The 15,831-nt window shown below is 40.0% G+C and carries 16 protein-coding genes; 10 read left to right on the forward strand and 6 right to left on the reverse strand.

The genetic code is table 11. The features are described 5' to 3' along the window. Positions 1 to 110: 110 nt before the first annotated feature. The 3 genes from BWI44_RS05495 to BWI44_RS05505 all read left to right on the forward strand — a co-directional run bounded on the left by BWI44_RS05495 (position 111) and on the right by BWI44_RS05505 (position 5,391). The gene (locus BWI44_RS05495) at positions 111 to 3,011 is read left to right on the forward strand and encodes a triple tyrosine motif-containing protein (protein WP_182424502.1); all 2,901 of its coding nucleotides are present in this window, start codon (positions 111 to 113) and stop codon (positions 3,009 to 3,011) included. Positions 3,012 to 3,107: 96 nt separating this feature from the next. Beyond that, positions 3,108 to 3,548, forward strand: a complete 441-nt coding sequence (locus tag BWI44_RS05500; protein WP_195209995.1) for a DUF6078 family protein — start codon at positions 3,108 to 3,110, stop codon at positions 3,546 to 3,548. A 325-nt stretch (positions 3,549 to 3,873) separates the two neighbouring features. Further along, positions 3,874 to 5,391 (forward strand): hypothetical protein, encoded by a 1,518-nt coding sequence (locus BWI44_RS05505; RefSeq protein WP_195209996.1) that lies wholly within the window; start codon positions 3,874 to 3,876, stop codon positions 5,389 to 5,391. 54 nt (positions 5,392 to 5,445) lie between these two features. Here BWI44_RS05505 and BWI44_RS05510 read toward each other — a convergent pair whose 3' ends face one another. Further along, positions 5,446 to 5,769, reverse strand: coding sequence for a thioredoxin family protein (locus tag BWI44_RS05510; RefSeq protein ID WP_044534122.1), 324 nt, complete (start codon positions 5,767 to 5,769; stop codon positions 5,446 to 5,448). Positions 5,770 to 5,897: 128 nt separating this feature from the next. Between BWI44_RS05510 and BWI44_RS05515 the strand changes: the two genes are divergently transcribed. Next, positions 5,898 to 8,168 (forward strand): monovalent cation:proton antiporter family protein, encoded by a 2,271-nt coding sequence (locus BWI44_RS05515; RefSeq protein ID WP_195209997.1) that lies wholly within the window; start codon positions 5,898 to 5,900, stop codon positions 8,166 to 8,168. 53 nt (positions 8,169 to 8,221) lie between these two features. After that, positions 8,222 to 8,647 (forward strand): HIT family protein, encoded by a 426-nt coding sequence (locus BWI44_RS05520; protein WP_007665689.1) that lies wholly within the window; start codon positions 8,222 to 8,224, stop codon positions 8,645 to 8,647. Positions 8,648 to 8,741: 94 nt separating this feature from the next. Here BWI44_RS05520 and BWI44_RS05525 read toward each other — a convergent pair whose 3' ends face one another. From BWI44_RS05525 to BWI44_RS05545, 5 genes are all read right to left on the reverse strand, one after another. After that, complete coding sequence (locus tag BWI44_RS05525) at positions 8,742 to 9,728, reverse strand: Gfo/Idh/MocA family protein (RefSeq protein WP_195209998.1); 987 nt, start codon at positions 9,726 to 9,728, stop codon at positions 8,742 to 8,744. Between the two features lie 20 nt (positions 9,729 to 9,748). Then, positions 9,749 to 10,162 carry an RNA-binding S4 domain-containing protein gene (locus tag BWI44_RS05530; RefSeq protein ID WP_118216081.1) on the reverse strand — a complete coding sequence of 138 codons (414 nt, stop codon included), beginning with the start codon at positions 10,160 to 10,162 and terminating at the stop codon, positions 9,749 to 9,751. Positions 10,163 to 10,197: 35 nt separating this feature from the next. Then, complete coding sequence (pth, locus tag BWI44_RS05535; RefSeq protein WP_115502951.1) at positions 10,198 to 10,761, reverse strand: aminoacyl-tRNA hydrolase; 564 nt, start codon at positions 10,759 to 10,761, stop codon at positions 10,198 to 10,200. A 164-nt stretch (positions 10,762 to 10,925) separates the two neighbouring features. Continuing rightward, positions 10,926 to 11,516 (reverse strand): 50S ribosomal protein L25/general stress protein Ctc, encoded by a 591-nt coding sequence (locus tag BWI44_RS05540; protein WP_007665683.1) that lies wholly within the window; start codon positions 11,514 to 11,516, stop codon positions 10,926 to 10,928. Positions 11,517 to 11,641: 125 nt separating this feature from the next. Further along, the gene (locus BWI44_RS05545; protein WP_007665681.1) at positions 11,642 to 12,085 is read right to left on the reverse strand and encodes a PUR family DNA/RNA-binding protein; all 444 of its coding nucleotides are present in this window, start codon (positions 12,083 to 12,085) and stop codon (positions 11,642 to 11,644) included. Between the two features lie 172 nt (positions 12,086 to 12,257). On the opposite strand from BWI44_RS05545, the gene nusB reads away from it, so the two are divergent. The 5 genes from nusB to BWI44_RS05570 are packed head-to-tail and all read left to right on the forward strand — an operon-like array spanning position 12,258 to position 15,652. Then, positions 12,258 to 13,184 carry a transcription antitermination factor NusB gene (gene nusB, locus BWI44_RS05550; RefSeq protein WP_007665678.1) on the forward strand — a complete coding sequence of 309 codons (927 nt, stop codon included), beginning with the start codon at positions 12,258 to 12,260 and terminating at the stop codon, positions 13,182 to 13,184. A 39-nt stretch (positions 13,185 to 13,223) separates the two neighbouring features. Continuing rightward, positions 13,224 to 13,553: a preprotein translocase subunit YajC gene (yajC, locus tag BWI44_RS05555; RefSeq protein WP_007665676.1), complete on the forward strand. Its 330-nt coding sequence runs from the start codon at positions 13,224 to 13,226 to the stop codon at positions 13,551 to 13,553. Positions 13,554 to 13,570: 17 nt separating this feature from the next. Then, positions 13,571 to 14,587: a CdaR family protein gene (locus tag BWI44_RS05560; RefSeq protein ID WP_007665674.1), complete on the forward strand. Its 1,017-nt coding sequence runs from the start codon at positions 13,571 to 13,573 to the stop codon at positions 14,585 to 14,587. After that, positions 14,577 to 15,191 carry a dephospho-CoA kinase gene (gene coaE / locus BWI44_RS05565; RefSeq protein ID WP_007665671.1) on the forward strand — a complete coding sequence of 205 codons (615 nt, stop codon included), beginning with the start codon at positions 14,577 to 14,579 and terminating at the stop codon, positions 15,189 to 15,191. The genes BWI44_RS05560 and coaE overlap by 11 nt, the downstream gene beginning before the upstream one ends. Positions 15,192 to 15,220: 29 nt before the next feature. Next, the gene (locus BWI44_RS05570) at positions 15,221 to 15,652 is read left to right on the forward strand and encodes a DUF5606 family protein (RefSeq protein ID WP_195209999.1); all 432 of its coding nucleotides are present in this window, start codon (positions 15,221 to 15,223) and stop codon (positions 15,650 to 15,652) included. Positions 15,653 to 15,831: the final 179 nt, after the last annotated feature.

Below are 15,831 nucleotides of genomic sequence, written 5' to 3' on the forward strand. Positions count from 1 at the left end.
CCGACAAGAGGCTCAAAAGAAAAGAGATACATTCTACAAAGAATGTATCTCTTTTTTTTATTTGTTTTTTGTAAAAAAAGTGATAGCTTTGCTTTGTAAAACCTAATATTATGATGCGGATATCCTCTTATTTCCTATATGTAACTCTATTTTTTCTTCTTTTACTCCCTTTGGGTAAGGCAGTTGCCGGTTGGAATAGCTTCATTGTTAATTTCGATAAAAGCCTTTATGGTAAAGGTGCTCAGACTTGGAAAATAGCTCCTTATGATGATCATTGGGTGTACTTTGCAAATAAGAACGGTATGGTGCAGTTTGATGGAAACGTCTGGACGGTATTTCCGATGAATAACTTTTCTGATGTACGTTCTGTACTGGCATCGACTACCCAAAAGCGTATCTATGCAGGTGGTATTAATGAGTTCGGGTATTATGAACCGTCGGAAGATGGAGAGTTGGTCTATCATTGTATGTCCGATACGCTGGAAAGAGATTGCCGTTTTGTTGGTAATGTCTGGGGAATCCACGAAGCTGATAATATTCTTTATATACAAGGTGATGATCGTGTAGTGAAATATCTGAATGGTAAATACACCGCTATTGAAATGAATGCTAAAATAGATTGTTCCAATATGGTAAATGGCATTCTTTATATAGGTACTGATCATGGCGTGTGGGTATTGGTTGGAAATACTTTCTTCCCTTTACAGGGGGCTGATATTCTGGCTTCCAATCGTATCCGTGGAATTATTCCTCATAAAGGTGGTGGTGTTATTGTGGTTACTGCTTACAATGGCTTGTTTTATTGCAACGGGCGTACCACAGTACCTTTTGTCACTGGTGCCGAAGATTTTATGTGTGAAAATGAAGTTTTCTGTGTGGCTGCTCAGGATGATAAAATTGCTCTGGGAACTATTCATAAAGGTCTGTTATTGATAGATTGCTCCACGATGGACGTAAAATACTTCAATGAGAATAACGGATTACGTAATAATACAGTGCTTTCTGTAGCCTTTGATAGCCGGGGTAACTTGTGGGCAGGGCTGGATAGCGGTGTGGACTATGTTTCTTTAAGTTCCTCTTTCACCAATCTATATTCGTATCCTTATTCTTATGGTACAGGTTATACGGCTGCTATGGAAGACGGCTATTTGTATCTGGGAACTAATCGTGGTCTTTATTATACCTCTTATCCGGTGCGGTTGAACGGTAATTTGCCGGATATCCATCCCATCCCCCAATCCAGTGGTCAGGTCTGGAATCTTTGTAAGATTGGAGATGATCTCTTTTGCCTGCACGACCGGGGCATTTTTCAAATAAAAGGTACGAACATGTACCGAATCACAGATATCACGGGCGCCTGGTATTGCCAGGAAGTAATGGGATATCCTGATCGTATGTATGTCGGTGTCTATAACGGCCTTTATCTTTTGGAGAAGCAATCGGGAGAGTGGCGTGTACTTTGCAAGATAGATGGCTTTCAGGACTCGTGCCGTCTGTTTGAACAAGAATCAGCAAAAGTATTGTGGATATATAATTCCGGTAGCATTACCCGTGTTGAATTAAGTGAAGACCTAACCCGCCAAATCAGCGTGAAATCTTATGGTGTGGAAGAAGGGTTTCCGGTGGAACGCCAGATTTACGTTGCTAAAATAGAAGGGCGTGTTTATTTTACTACTCCTCACGGCATCTATAAATATAATGTCCACAAGGATATGATGGAACCATGTAGTGACCTGAATAATTTGTTAAATGGTGCTGTCCCTTATACCCGATTGCTGGAATATCACGAACGTCTTATCAGTCTGAGTCCCCATGAGATCTGTATAGCTAATCTGGGAACTTATAAAAGAGGAGCCAATACCAGTATCAACCCTATCCGCCAGTCTTTTCTTGAACTGGGACAGGATTATGAGGCAATCATTCCTTTGTCCGATTCGCTCATGGTAATTCCCAATGAAGAAGGTTTTGCTTTGTTTACGGTTCCCGAAGTGAGGCATAGGCAAGATCTGACTCATTCTGTATATATAAGGAATATGTATCTTACTTATCCTAAGGATTCACTGGTGTATACAGCTAATTTTTTAGGAAAAAAGCCTTCCCTCCTGGTTGACTACACATCAAATTCCGTTCGTTTTGAATATGGACTTGCCTTTTTTGATTTGGATGGTGATGATATTCGTTTTCAGTATCGCTTAAATAAGGGAGTCTGGTCCGACTATACTACTGTGCGTATTAAAGAGTATAGCAATCTTTCTGAAGGTGACTATACTTTTGAGGTGAAGGTTATTTATCCGGATGGCACTACCTCGTCGGATGAACTCTCTTTTCGTATCCTTCCGCCGTGGTATCGTAGTGTAGCTGCTTATGTCTGTTATATTATTCTTGCATTCTTAGGTTTGTGGTATATTTACCGTTGGGATGATATTCGTGTGAAGCGTAAAAAAGAGCAGGCAGTTGTAGAAAAAGATAAGGAACTGCATGAAATGGAAAAGGAGTTTGAAGCTGATAAAGCTCGCCGTGAAAAGCAGATCGTACAGCTGGAAAAAGAAAAGTTGGAATATGACCTTCAGCACAAAAGCCAGGAGATGGCCAACCTGATGATAAACTTTGTTCGCAAAAATGAGATGCTGACCGAGATTAAATCGGAGATCATCAAAGTGGCTTCTTCGTTGAGAGGAGAGGGGGCTCGCGAAGGCAAGCAACTCCTTTTAGTCATCAATAGCAAGATAGATTCCAATATCCAGAGCGATGAAGTTTTGAAGCGTATCGAAGATCAATTCGATTTGATTCATAATAATTTCATGAAGCGGCTTCATGTCCGTCATCCCGATCTCTCTAATAATGAACGCATGATGTGTGCCTATTTGAAGATGAATCTCTCCACTAAGGAAATTGCTCCTTTGCTGAATATCTCCGTTCGTGGTGTCGAAACCATTCGCTACCGCCTGCGTAAGAAGTTTGGTTTGGAGCGTGAAGATAGCTTGACGGATTATTTGAGTAATCAACTGTAGAGTTTGAAAAACAAGTTCTATCTTTGTCAGTGCTTTTTGATGTGCGTTTTAGATGCATAGAGCTTTCTTTGAATAATGTTTTTATTATAATAGAATATGAAACCCGATTTTGACTACAGCGAGGTGCCTTACGCCTTCGCTCATTGCTTTAACACAAAATGTCCACGCGCCGCCAAATGTCTGCGTTACCTGGTAACCTCCTACATTCCTTTGCAGCTCACCGTTGTTTGTGTTGTGAATCCTGCTCTCACAGCTTCTCAGGAAGTTGAACCCTGTTCCTTTTTTATACCTGATCGTATGAAACGCTATGCCTCAGGTATCACTCATCTGCTGGATAAGATTCCGCATGCCGAAGCTCTTGTCATTAAACGTGAGATTTATAATTTCCTTGGCAGAAATATGTATTATCGCATCAAAAACCATGAACGTCTTGTTACTCCTGCCCAGCAGGAGCACATTCGTCAGATTTTCCTTAATCATGGAATCAAGGAAGAACCTGTGTATGACACGTATGTGGAGAAGTATGATTGGGAGTAAGATCCTTGCTACTATATTAGGCGGTAATAGCTCTGCTTTTTCTCAGCTATTCTCACCATATTGAGAATATTTTCTCAATACGGTGAGAGTCTTTACTCAAAGAGATGAGTATTTCTTCTCAATGTGGTGAGAATATATTCTTTCTATAGCGAGAAAAAGCCGTTTAACTTAGATGGTAGTTGCTTAAAGCTTGCTCTGAATAAAGAAGAATTTCAATTAGATTAATTTTTTGGGAGTTGGCGAATTGTAATAATGAAAATATCCTTAACTTTGGCCGGGTATTTTTTATAAAACACGAAAATAGCACTTTTTTAAGATTCGCATTATGGTTGGAGATAACGACGAAAAACTAGTATGCCAAAGTTTTCATTTGACGGGAATTGATGGAAATCCGCTGGTGAGTGCATCAATTCATATTAGATACGTTGAAAGAAGACGTGAAGGGATTAATATAGCTACTGATATTATTACTGATAAAAAAGGAGTAGCGGAAGTTGCTTTACCTGTAAATGGAACTGGGAGCTTTATAATCTCTCATGGGCATTACCATTGTAGGGGCCTGATAAATTTGGATGAAACGGATGTTTCTACAAAAATCAGTTTTAAAGGGTTTAAACTCGTTACGGCATCAATAACCTGTCCTGATATTCCGAAAAATGTAAAGGTCAATTTCCGGGTTTCACCTCAGGTTGTTGCTTCTGCAGGGCAACTTAGCCATTTGCTGACTTATACTTCACCGCTTGTCAAGAATAAAATCGGTATTTGGAAAACCAGGATTTATGTTCCCAAAGGAGCTTCTTACTGGTGTTTTGGTGGAGATTCTGTGTACGCAATAGCTGATACTTTTGAGGTGAGAGAGAATGTAGAGGTAAATGTTATATTACCTTCGTTCACTCGGATAACTTTGGGAATGAAGAATGCCCCCAGAAGGATAAAGTATAATATACAGCTTAATCAAAATGGATTGAAAATAGGTTCCTATGCACCTGGTTCTAAAGTATATTTGCCTGATGGTGACTATACTTGTACAATAGATTCTATGTACAAAGAAACTTCTTTTCAGAAATTTGATGTAAAGGGAGAACCTAAAACGGTTTATTTTGATTACGCTGTTCACTCTGAATGTGCACCGGTCAGGGTGACAGGCAAGGCGCCGGATATGAAGATGTGGATTCCTCTTCTGGATTTTATTCCATTGAATGCGGGTGGTTCCTGGGATAACCGTTACAGGTTGAGGATGCGTGCTTCAGGTATGCTACCGGTGGGCACTTACGAATATCGTTCAGTTGATTCTCATTATCAGGTCAGAGGTGTGTTTACTGTAGAGAAGGATAAAGAGAATCTGCTTGTTTGTGATGCGTCCAAACTTCAGCAAATCATATTTGAGAAAGAAAATAAGGAGGATGCCGGTGGGCAGGTAGAACTGATTGATGAAACGATGTCATTAGTCGCATATACCGCAGGTGTGTCCGGTTCTTTCTGGGCATCTCCCGGTACATATATTCTTCGCGGATTGAAAACAAAGACGGTGAAAGTGGTTTTAGGAAAGGATGCTCCGGCAAAAGTAGTGCTTGAACCCTGTAATGTCATAGGGAAAACGGCCCTCTGTACTATTAAACCACCCTGTGGAATTGCTTTAAGGGATGCTGTTGTAGAAATAGATGGAGAACCTTTTGTGTATTTAGGACCGGAATCTTATGCATTACATACATTTCCGGGTGAGCATACTTGCGTTGTCAGGAGGACTGGATTTAAAACTTTCATAGGAAAGGTGTTGCTGCCTGAATCGGCAGGTGCTTATAAAATTGAAATAGCTTTAATGCCTGATAGCAGGCCGAAATAAGTATTACTAAAAGGAGGGATATGAGATTTTTGAACATATCCCTCGCTATCATTTTTAGGATTTAAGATCTTTCACTGTTTTCTCTAACCTTTCGAGAGGCATTTCTCCTGATTGTCTCCAAAGTTGTTCACCTTTCCTTATTAATATAAATGTAGGAACTGTTTCGATAGTATACAAATCAGCAAGCGCACTTTCCTGGTCGATATCAATTTGCACCACTTCAAGGATTCCTTTCACTGATTTCTTAAATTCCTCTACAATGGGTTGCATTCGTTTGCAATGCGGACACCAGGTTGCATAAAATTCTGCCATAACCCAATCTGCATTAGCCAACTTCTCTTTATTTCTTTCTTCACGTACTTCTTTCTTTTCTTCCATAATAATATGTTTTGAATGATTGATTGTTAATTCAACAATATCGGAAGAAAAAAAGTTTGTGGCATAACAATTATTTATGCTATAAAAATTGCTACTTTTGTCAGCAGAAACACGAAAGGACAAATAATATGTCACATTTAGCTACTTTGATAAATGATTTAGCGTTGATACTGATTTGTGCAGGAGTCATGACGCTATTGTTCAAGAAACTGAAACAACCATTGGTCTTGGGGTATGTAGTGGCAGGTTTCCTGGCGAGTCCTCATATGCCATATACCCCTTCTGTAATGGATACGGCGAATATTCAGACCTGGGCAGATATTGGTGTAATCTTTCTTTTATTTGCATTGGGACTGGAGTTTAGCTTCAAGAAAATTGTGAAAGTGGGCGGCGCAGCTATCATTGCTGCTTGTACCATTATATTTTGTATGATCCTTTTGGGGATTACTGTAGGTACAGGCTTTGGTTGGCAACGTATGGATAGCATCTTCCTGGGGGGTATGATTGCGATGTCTTCTACAACTATTATTTATAAGGCATTTGATGATCTGGGAATGCGCAAGAAACAATTCACGGGGTTAGTGCTCAGTGTGCTGATACTGGAAGATATTCTTGCTATTGTGCTGATGGTAATGCTGTCTACCATGGCAGTGAGGCATAATTTCGAAGGATCGGAAATGCTGGAAAGTATTGGAAAACTTCTCTTTTTTCTGATACTTTGGTTTGTGGTAGGCATCTATCTGATACCGGAATTACTGAAACGTTGTCGCAATTTGATGAGTGAGGAAACATTGCTTATCGTTTCGCTGGGCCTCTGTTTCGGAATGGTGGTTATGGCTGCCCGTACAGGGTTTTCCGCAGCTTTCGGTGCTTTTATTATGGGTTCTATTTTGGCCGAAACGGTAGAAGCGGAGAGTATTGAACGACTGGTAAAGCCGGTGAAGGATCTTTTTGGAGCTGTATTCTTTGTGTCGGTAGGTATGATGGTTGATCCTGCCATGATTGTGGAGTATGCGCTTCCGATTATAGTGATCACCTTGGCAGTAATTTTTGGGCAATCCTTATTCGGTACATTGGGAGTTCTGCTGGCAGGGCAACCTTTGAAAACGGCTATGCAGTGTGGTTTCAGTCTGACTCAGATTGGTGAGTTTGCTTTTATTATAGCATCTTTGGGTGTATCCCTCCATGTGACGAGTGATTTTCTATATCCCATTGTAGTAGCGGTTTCGGTTATTACTACTTTCCTCACCCCTTATATGATTCGTTTTGCCGAACCGGCTTCTAATTTCGTTGATACGCATTTGCCAGTCAAATGGAAAAACTTTTTGTTGCATTATTCTTCCGGTTCTCAGACCATGAATCATGAGAGTTTATGGAAGAAACTTATTCTGGCTTTGACGAGAATTACGATTGTTTATTCCATAGTCAGCATTGCAGTAGTTGCTTTGGCTTTCCGCTTTCTTGTTCCGTTGTTTCTGGAACATATACCCGGCATTTGGGGAAGATTGCTTGCAGCAGTGGTGATCATTTTGTTTATTTCACCTTTCTTGCGGGCTATTATGATTAAAAAGAATCATTCTGCTGAGTTTGTTACTTTATGGAATGATAGCCGGGGAAATCGTGCACCGCTGGTGGCAACTATTGTTATCCGTATATTGATAGCTGTTTCATTTGTAATGTTTGTGATATCCGGTTTGTTTAAAGTTTCTGTCGGCCTGTTGCTGGGGGTAGCGGTTTTGCTGGTTATAATGATGATATTATCCCGTCAACTGAAGAAGCAGTCTATCATGATAGAACGGAAGTTTTTTCAGAATCTTCGTTATCGTGATATGCGTGCTGAATATATGGGCGAGAAAAAGCCGGAGTATGCCGGGCGTCTGCTATCCCGTGATCTGCACCTGACGGATTTTGAAGTACCTGGTGAGTCGGCATGGGCAGGGAAAACACTTGCAGAACTCAATTTCGGAAAGAAATATGGCATACATGTAGTCTCTATTCTCCGTGGAAGGAAGAGAATTAATATACCGGGAGCTTCCGTGCGCCTTTTCCCGGAAGATAAAATACAGGTTATAGGTACGGATGAAGAGCTGAACCAGTTTAGTTCGGAGATGGAGAAAGCAGCGATCTTAGAAACAGATGTAGTTGAAAAGAGTGAGATGATTTTGCGTCAGTTCCGTGTAGATGCCCACTCCATATTTTTAGGTAAGACGATGCGTGAATCCGGTATTCGTGAGCAGTATCATTGTCTTATTGTAGGTGTGGAGAGGGGAGAGGAAACTTTGCACGCGCCCGACCCGCATGAACCATTTATGGAAGATGACGTGGTCTGGATAGTAGGAGAAAATGCAGATGTGTATAAATTAGTGGGGCAAAAGAATGAGAATGTCGACATGGAATAAGGATAGAAAGTTTATCTTTGCTCCGTAAACATAAATAATAAATCAAGAATATCATGAAAAGTGATCCGAAAGAATGTTTGTATTGTCAGAATAATGAGACTCTGCACAATCTGATGATTGAGTTTGCTGAATTGAGTGTATCCCGCGTATTTTTGTTCAAAGAACAAACCTATAGAGGACGTTGTCTTGTATCTTATAAAGACCACGTCAATGATTTGAACGAATTGAGTGATGAAGACCGTAATGCTTTTATGGAAGATGTTACTCGTGTAACCCGTGCTATGCAGAAAGCTTTTAATCCTGAAAAGATCAATTACGGTGCATATTCCGATAAATTATCACACTTGCATTTCCATCTTGCACCGAAGTATGTAGATGGCCCTGATTATGGTGCTACATTTCAGATGAATCCGGGAAAGGTATACTTGACGGATGCTGAATATAATGAGTTGATTGAGGCGGTGAAGAAGGAGCTTTGATAGTGATTAGGGGTGAGTGATTAGTGATTAGTGATTAGTAGCTACGCTATAACCGCATGGTGTTAATCACTAATCACTCACCCCTAATCACTAATTAAAGTTTATTAAGTATCTTGTCCATCACCCAGTTTGTAAGCGTTGCGCTTGCTCCATCGCAGGTACAAATAGACTTACCTAAAAGATGATCGACAACGGCTTGGATGAGTGGCTGTTGTACATGCTCCGGGTTTTCAACCGGAATTTCTTCTCTTCCTTTTTCCGTATGCAGGGCGATGGGATCGTAAGTAAATACAGAGAAACAAATCATTCCCTTGTCTCCGATAACTTCAATGCGGTCTTCGCGTGCAGAGTCGTGTGCTACAAAACACCAGGAACCACTGCCTACTAATCCACTGTCGAATTGGAAACATGCACTTAAAGTATCTTCGGCCGGATAGAGTCCGCCACGATTACTTTTGTATCCATTAGCTTCTAGGATGCAGCCGAACATATCTTGTAATAAGTCGATCTGGTGGGGAGCTAAATCATAAAAATAGCCACCTCCGGCAATGTCCGGTTGTACTCGCCACGGAAGATTTTCTTTGTTATAATCCAGGTCCCGGGGAGGTTGGGCAAAGCGGATTTGTATATTGATAATATTACCTATTGTGTCATTATCTACTAATTCCTTTACTTTCAAAAAATAGGGAAGATAACGGCGGTAATAAGCTACAAAGCAAGGAACCCCAGTTTCGTTTGAGATACGGTTGATACGGCAGCATTCCTCGTATGTTACCGCCATAGGCTTTTCTATATAAACAGGTTTACCTGCTTTCATTGCCATGATGGCATAGGTGGCGTGTGAAGAAGGTGGAGTGGCGATATAGATGGCATTCACATCCTCGTCATCAATCAGTTCTTGAGCATCATTATACCACTTTGGAATACCTCTTTCCTGAGCATAAGCTTGGGCTTTAGCTCCATCGCGACTCATTACGGCAATCACTTCTGAACCTTCTACCTTTTGAAAGGCGGGACCACTTTTATGTTTGGTTACTTCCCCGCAACCAATAAATCCCCATTTTATCTTCTTTTCGCTCATAATATATAATGTGTTCTCTTTTACTCTTCTTCAAAATCAAAGTCAAAATCATCCATAAATTCGGGAGTAGTGAATTCCTCCATACTCCGTCGATCTTTCTTTGTAGGACGGCCGGCGCCTTTAGCACGGTCTACGAAGCCACTGACGCGGCTCATTTCCAATAATTCATACTGGTCGGGAGTCGTTACATTCTCCATCATCTCTGCAACGAGCTTTGCTCCGACGCGTTTCTCTATGGCTTGCAGTACTTTGAAAGAGTAGGTAACAGGTGGTTTACGTACTTGTATTATATCGCCTGGTTTTACCGTACGAGCAGCCTTTGCCAATGCTCCATTGATGCTGATGCGGCTTTTCTTACACGCCTCGGCAGCAATGGTGCGTGTCTTGAAAATGCGCACAGCCCACATCCATTTATCTATTCTTGCTTCACTCATAATTTTTTTGGAGAAAGTTAGTTATTAACTGCCAACTACTTTTTATTAAATTGATTCATTGTAATATCAATTCCTGCCAGGCAGAAACTCTTGATGATCTCTCCTGCTGTTTTCAGGCGTTCATCCATCGTTTTCTGATCTTCTTCGGTAAAATGTCCCAGCACATAGTCCACCTGGCCGCCTCGTGGAAATTCGTTACCGATACCGAAACGAAGTCGGGCATAATTCTGTGTACCCAGAATAGCAGCAATATGTTTTAGCCCGTTGTGTCCGGCATCACTGCCTTTTCCTTTTAGACGCAAAGTCCCGAAAGATAGGGCAAGGTCATCTACTATTATTAACACATTTTCCAATGGAATGTTTTCTTTCTGCATCCAGTAGCGCACAGCATTTCCGCTGAGGTTCATAAATGTAGAAGGTTTTAGTAATAACAGTTGGCGTCCTTTGACGGATAGGGTAGTGGTAAAGCCGTAACGTCCGTCGTTGAAAGTGGCACCTGCTTCTTTTGCCAATGCATCTACTACCATAAAACCTATGTTATGGCGGGTTTCGTGATATTCGGGACCTATATTTCCTAATCCAACAATTAAATATTTCATGTTTCTGAATAGTGTTTTTAGAAAACTATAAGCTATAAATAACTATGCTATGAGAATAATAGTAAACGAGGAACGCGGATTATCGCAGCGTTCGCGGATTAATGTAATCTGCGTCTTCTGCGTTAACCCGCGTTCCGGAATATGTCTTCTTACGAAAGAACTGATTAGTTGCCTGCAGCAGCAGCGGCACCTCTTGCAGCACGAGTCAGCTTAACAGCGCATACAACAGCTTCTTTTGCATTCATCAATTCCAGACCTTCGAAGCTCAACTCACCAACTTTAACAGTCTTACCCAGACCCAAGTGAGCAACATTTATAGTCAGTTTCTCAGGAATAACGTTATATAAAGCTTTCACTTTCAGTTTACGCATCTGCAATACCAGCTTACCACCGGCCTTAACACCTTCTGCCAAACCTTCCATCTGTACCGGAACTTCCATAACGATGGGTTTAGATTCGTCAATCTGATAGAAGTCAACGTGCAGGATAGTATCTTTTACCGGGTGGAATTGAATATCCTTCATAATAGCGTTTATTTTCTTGCCATCGATTACGAGGTCAACTACGTAGATGTGCGGAGTATAAACTAAGTTGCGCAGACCATCAGCGGGTACAGTGAAGTGAATGTTTTCACCTGCTCCGTAGAGTACGCAGGGTACACCGTTGTCTTTACGAATAGCTTTCAAAGCTCTTGCTTGTTCCGAAGAACGTTCTGCAATAGTTCTTGCAGTACCTTTTACTTCAATTGATTTCATTTCTTTAATTTTTTGTGTTACTCTAAATTAAGTTGTTTTGTTGCTTAATTCACCATCGCACGATGTGGGGTTACCACACAATGTTGCAAAAAAGCGGTGCAAAAGTACAGCTTCTTTTTGAATTATCAAAGAGTTGGCTCTTCAAAATCTATATCAATCTTGATTTCTCCGTCCAATTCCATACCTTTTTCATTCATTTCCAATGCTGCTTCTATATTTGCATCGGCATCTGCATCTATAACATTCTTTGCATCTGCTTTTGCATTCATATCGCCTATAACTTCCAGCATTTCTTTCTGATTAATGAAATTAATAGCTTCATTCAGACCGTTCATGAACTTTTCAAAATCTTCCCTATATAAGAAAATCTTATGTTTCTCAAAACTTACCTGCGCATCTTCGCCTTCACCGGTCACCACTTTCTTGCTTTCAGTGATTGCGAGAAACATTTCATCTTTTCTGTTCTTTTTTACATCCAGATAGTAGATTCGTTTACCTGCTTTAATGGATTTGGAGAATACAATCTCCTTATCGTTCATGTCCGCTCCTTTTTTCTTTAAGTCTTCCATATTTTAGGTTTCTTGTTGTAATTGGCTTCAAAAATGACGATTTTTTTTAAACTGTCAAAAGAAAAAGCCCGGATAATGAATATCTGCATTAAAAAATGTGATTTATTTGCGTAAACTCATTAAAAATGTCTACTTTTGCAACTCGTTAACAACAGTATTGATTAATAGATTTATGATTAACAGAGTTCTTATTCGTCTTAAGATTATACAGATTGTATATGCTTATTATCAGAATGGCAGTAAAAATTTAGACTCAGCGGAGAAAGAATTATTCTTTAGTCTTTCGAAAGCGTATGACCTTTATAATTATTTGCTGATGCTGATGGTGGCTCTGACGACTTACGCACAAAAACGCATTGATGCGGCAAAAGCCAAGTTAGCTCCGACCGCGGAGGAGTTGTATCCCAACATGAAATTCGTAGAAAACAAGTTCGTTTCTCAACTGGAAGTGAATAAGCAGTTGCTTGACTTTGTTGCCAACCAAAAACGGTCGTGGACAAATGACGAAGACTTTATCAAGGGGTTGTATGAGAAGATTATAGCTTCTGATATATATAAGGAATATATGGCTTCGCCTGATAAGTCTTATGAAACAGACCGTGAATTATGGAGAAAGCTCTATAAAGCATTTATTTTTAATAACGAAGCATTGGATACTTTGTTGGAAGACCAGAGCCTTTATTGGAATGATGACAAAGAAATCGTAGATACTTTTGTTCTAAAGACAATCAAACGTTTTGAGGAAAAGAATGGTGCCAATCAGACTTTGTTGCCTGAATTCAAAGATGAGGAGGACCAGGAGTTTGCTCGTCGTTTGTTCCGTCGTGCCATCTTGAATTGTGATTACTATCGTCATCTGATCAGTGAGAATACTCGTAATTGGGATTTGGATCGTGTAGCCTTTATGGACGTGATAATAATGCAATGTGCATTAGCGGAAATTCTAAGTTTTCCGAACATTCCTGTGAGTGTTTCGTTAAATGAGTATGTAGAGATTGCTAAAGTCTATAGTACGATAAAGAGCGGAAGTTTCGTAAATGGTACATTAGACGGAATAGTTAATCAATTAAAAAAAGAAGGTAAGTTGGCTAAAAACTGATATCTTTGTTGAGTATTAAAAACTAAAAACGAATAATTTATGAATTTAATGACCGTATTCTTGCAAGCTCCTGCCGCAGCTCCTGGTGGTGGTAGCATGATGTGGATTCTTCTGATTGCCATGTTTGCTATCATGTATTTTTTCATGATTCGTCCACAAAACAAAAAGCAAAAAGAAATTGCAAACTTCCGCAAATCGCTTCAGGTAAACCAAAAGGTGATTACTGCCGGTGGTATTCATGGTGTTATCAAAGAGATTAATGATAATGATATAGTACTTGAAATCGCTTCTAATGTTAGGATTAGAATTGATAAGAATTCTATATTTGCAGCAGCTGCAGATGCTAACAGCAATCAGGCTGCTAAATAAATTTGAATAGTGAGCCTATGATTGATCGTAGGAACATAAAACGCATATATTTAAAAACAGCGAGAAAAATTAAGGACTTTCTGCTCAGTGATAAGAGCAGAGAGTTCTTAATTTTTTTATTTTTCTTCTTCATTGCCAGTGGTTTCTGGCTGCTTCAGACATTAAATAATGATTATGAAACGGAATTCTCCATTCCGGTACGTTTGAAAGGAGTTCCTAATAATATTGTTATAACTTCTGAACCTCCTTCCGAACTGCATATTCGGGTGAAAGATAAAGGTACGGTGTTACTCAACTATATGCTTGGAAAGAGCTTTTTCCCTATTACTTTGGATTTTTCTGACTATAAAGGGAAGGATAACCATGTACGTATTTATTCTTCGCAGTTTGAGAAAAGATTGCTCAACCAGTTGAACGTATCTACAAAATTGCTTTCCGTGAAACCCGATACGTTAGAGTATATCTATTCTACCGGAGACTCCAAATTAGTTCCGGTGAAGTTACAGGGAACAGTGAGTGCCGGACGCCAGTATTATATTTCCGATACAATTTGTACGCCTGATTCTGTATTAGCCTACGCACCTGCAGGTGTACTGGATACAATAACCATTGCCTATACACAGAAGGTGAAATTTGAAGATGTCTCTGATACACTGAAGAGGCAAATTCCTTTGCTTGCCCAGAAGGGGGTTAAGTTTGTGCCGGCTTCTGTGGAGATGATTTTTCCTGTGGATATTTATACGGAGAAAACTGTGGAAGTTCCTTTGCGGGGTGTTAATTTTCCTGCAGGTAAAGTGTTGCGTGCGTTTCCATCAAAAGTGAATGTTACTTTCCAGGTTGGTTTGAGTCATTTCCGCCAAATAACAGCAAGTGATTTTCATATCAATGTTTCTTATGAAGAACTTTTGAAATTAGGTTCGGATAAGTATACGGTGAAATTAAGATCAGTGCCGAAAGGCGTAAACCAGATACGTATCAGTCCGGAACAGGTAGATTTCCTAATTGAGCAAGTATCTCCTGATTATGGCAATTAAGATAGGTATAACTGGTGGAATCGGTAGTGGAAAAAGTGTAGTTTCCCGACTATTGGAAGTGATGGGTGTCCCTGTTTATATCTCGGATATTGAATCCAAGCGCCTGACTGTTTCGGACTCTTTGATTCGCCGGGAACTGATATCTTTACTGGGAGAAGATATTTATACCGATGGAGAGTTGAATAAAACCTTGCTTGCTTCCTATATATTTGGTAACCCCGAACATATCCGTACTGTAAACGGTATTATTCATCCACGGGTGCGGGATGATTTTCATCAATGGGTAAAGCGATACGATGCATATCCGATAGTAGGGATGGAGTCTGCAATTCTGATTGAAGCCGGATTTGCAGGTGAAGTAGATGCCGTAATTATGGTATATGCACCCGAGGAAATCCGTATAACCCGTGCCATGCAGCGTGATACTGCTCCGCGGGAATTGGTGGAACGTCGTGTTCGTAGCCAGATGAGTGATGAAGATAAGCGTATCCAGGCTGATTTTGTAATTGTAAACGACGGTGAAACTCCGTTAATTCCGCAGGTTTTAGAACTAATAACTTCTCTATCTAAAAATATTGCTTACCTTTGCCCACCGAAAAAATAAAATATTACTAATAAAAAATAGAACATACTATGTTGAAGACTATTTTGTCTATCTCCGGTAAACCGGGATTGTATAAGCTCATTTCACAAGGTAGAAATATGTTGATTGTAGAATCACTTACAGACAAGAAACGTTTCCCTGCTTATGGTAACGAGAAAATAATATCTTTGGGCGATATTGCCATGTATACGGATACGGACGATGTGCCTTTGAAAGATGTATTACTAGCCATGAAAAAGAAAGAAAACGGTGCAGCTGTAGTGATGGATCTGAAAAAAGCCACTGCTGATGACCTTCGCGCTTATTTGGGAGAGGTTCTGCCTACTTTCGATCGCGACCGTGTATATGTGACGGATATCAAAAAACTTATTTCCTGGTACAACCTGTTAGTTACTTGCGGAATGACTGATTTCGAAGAGGCTGCAGAAGTTGAAGCTACTGAAGAAAAAACAGAAGAATAAATTTAAAAACAAGCTATTCTTTTCATAGAAAAGCGGATTATGCGGGACTTCTCGGATAATTCGCTTTTTTTTATGCTGTAGCTTTAATTTTGACTACTTTTTTTCTACCTTTGTTGCCATCCTGAAATGCAGGGTAGGTAGTGGCCTCCCTTTACAATAATTGAAGGATAATTATAGAT

Origin of the sequence: Bacteroides sp. Phil13 (genome assembly GCF_001940965.1) — a bacterium.
Lineage (GTDB): Bacteria > Bacteroidota > Bacteroidia > Bacteroidales > Bacteroidaceae > Bacteroides > Bacteroides intestinalis.

Coding starts and splice junctions, on each gene's coding strand:
- BWI44_RS05560 (WP_007665674.1), top strand. CDS start 13,571: ATGATTGATCGTAGGAACATAAAACGCATATATTTAAAAACAGCGAGA.
- BWI44_RS05540 (WP_007665683.1), bottom strand. CDS start 11,516: ATGAAATCAATTGAAGTAAAAGGTACTGCAAGAACTATTGCAGAACGT.
- BWI44_RS05520 (WP_007665689.1), top strand. CDS start 8,222: ATGAAAAGTGATCCGAAAGAATGTTTGTATTGTCAGAATAATGAGACT.
- yajC (WP_007665676.1), top strand. CDS start 13,224: ATGAATTTAATGACCGTATTCTTGCAAGCTCCTGCCGCAGCTCCTGGT.
- BWI44_RS05515 (WP_195209997.1), top strand. CDS start 5,898: ATGTCACATTTAGCTACTTTGATAAATGATTTAGCGTTGATACTGATT.
- BWI44_RS05500 (WP_195209995.1), top strand. CDS start 3,108: ATGAAACCCGATTTTGACTACAGCGAGGTGCCTTACGCCTTCGCTCAT.
- BWI44_RS05570 (WP_195209999.1), top strand. CDS start 15,221: ATGTTGAAGACTATTTTGTCTATCTCCGGTAAACCGGGATTGTATAAG.
- BWI44_RS05545 (WP_007665681.1), bottom strand. CDS start 12,085: ATGGAAGACTTAAAGAAAAAAGGAGCGGACATGAACGATAAGGAGATT.
- BWI44_RS05510 (WP_044534122.1), bottom strand. CDS start 5,769: ATGGAAGAAAAGAAAGAAGTACGTGAAGAAAGAAATAAAGAGAAGTTG.
- coaE (WP_007665671.1), top strand. CDS start 14,577: ATGGCAATTAAGATAGGTATAACTGGTGGAATCGGTAGTGGAAAAAGT.
- BWI44_RS05495 (WP_182424502.1), top strand. CDS start 111: ATGATGCGGATATCCTCTTATTTCCTATATGTAACTCTATTTTTTCTT.
- pth (WP_115502951.1), bottom strand. CDS start 10,761: ATGAAATATTTAATTGTTGGATTAGGAAATATAGGTCCCGAATATCAC.
- BWI44_RS05505 (WP_195209996.1), top strand. CDS start 3,874: ATGGTTGGAGATAACGACGAAAAACTAGTATGCCAAAGTTTTCATTTG.
- BWI44_RS05525 (WP_195209998.1), bottom strand. CDS start 9,728: ATGAGCGAAAAGAAGATAAAATGGGGATTTATTGGTTGCGGGGAAGTA.
- BWI44_RS05530 (WP_118216081.1), bottom strand. CDS start 10,162: ATGAGTGAAGCAAGAATAGATAAATGGATGTGGGCTGTGCGCATTTTC.
- nusB (WP_007665678.1), top strand. CDS start 12,258: ATGATTAACAGAGTTCTTATTCGTCTTAAGATTATACAGATTGTATAT.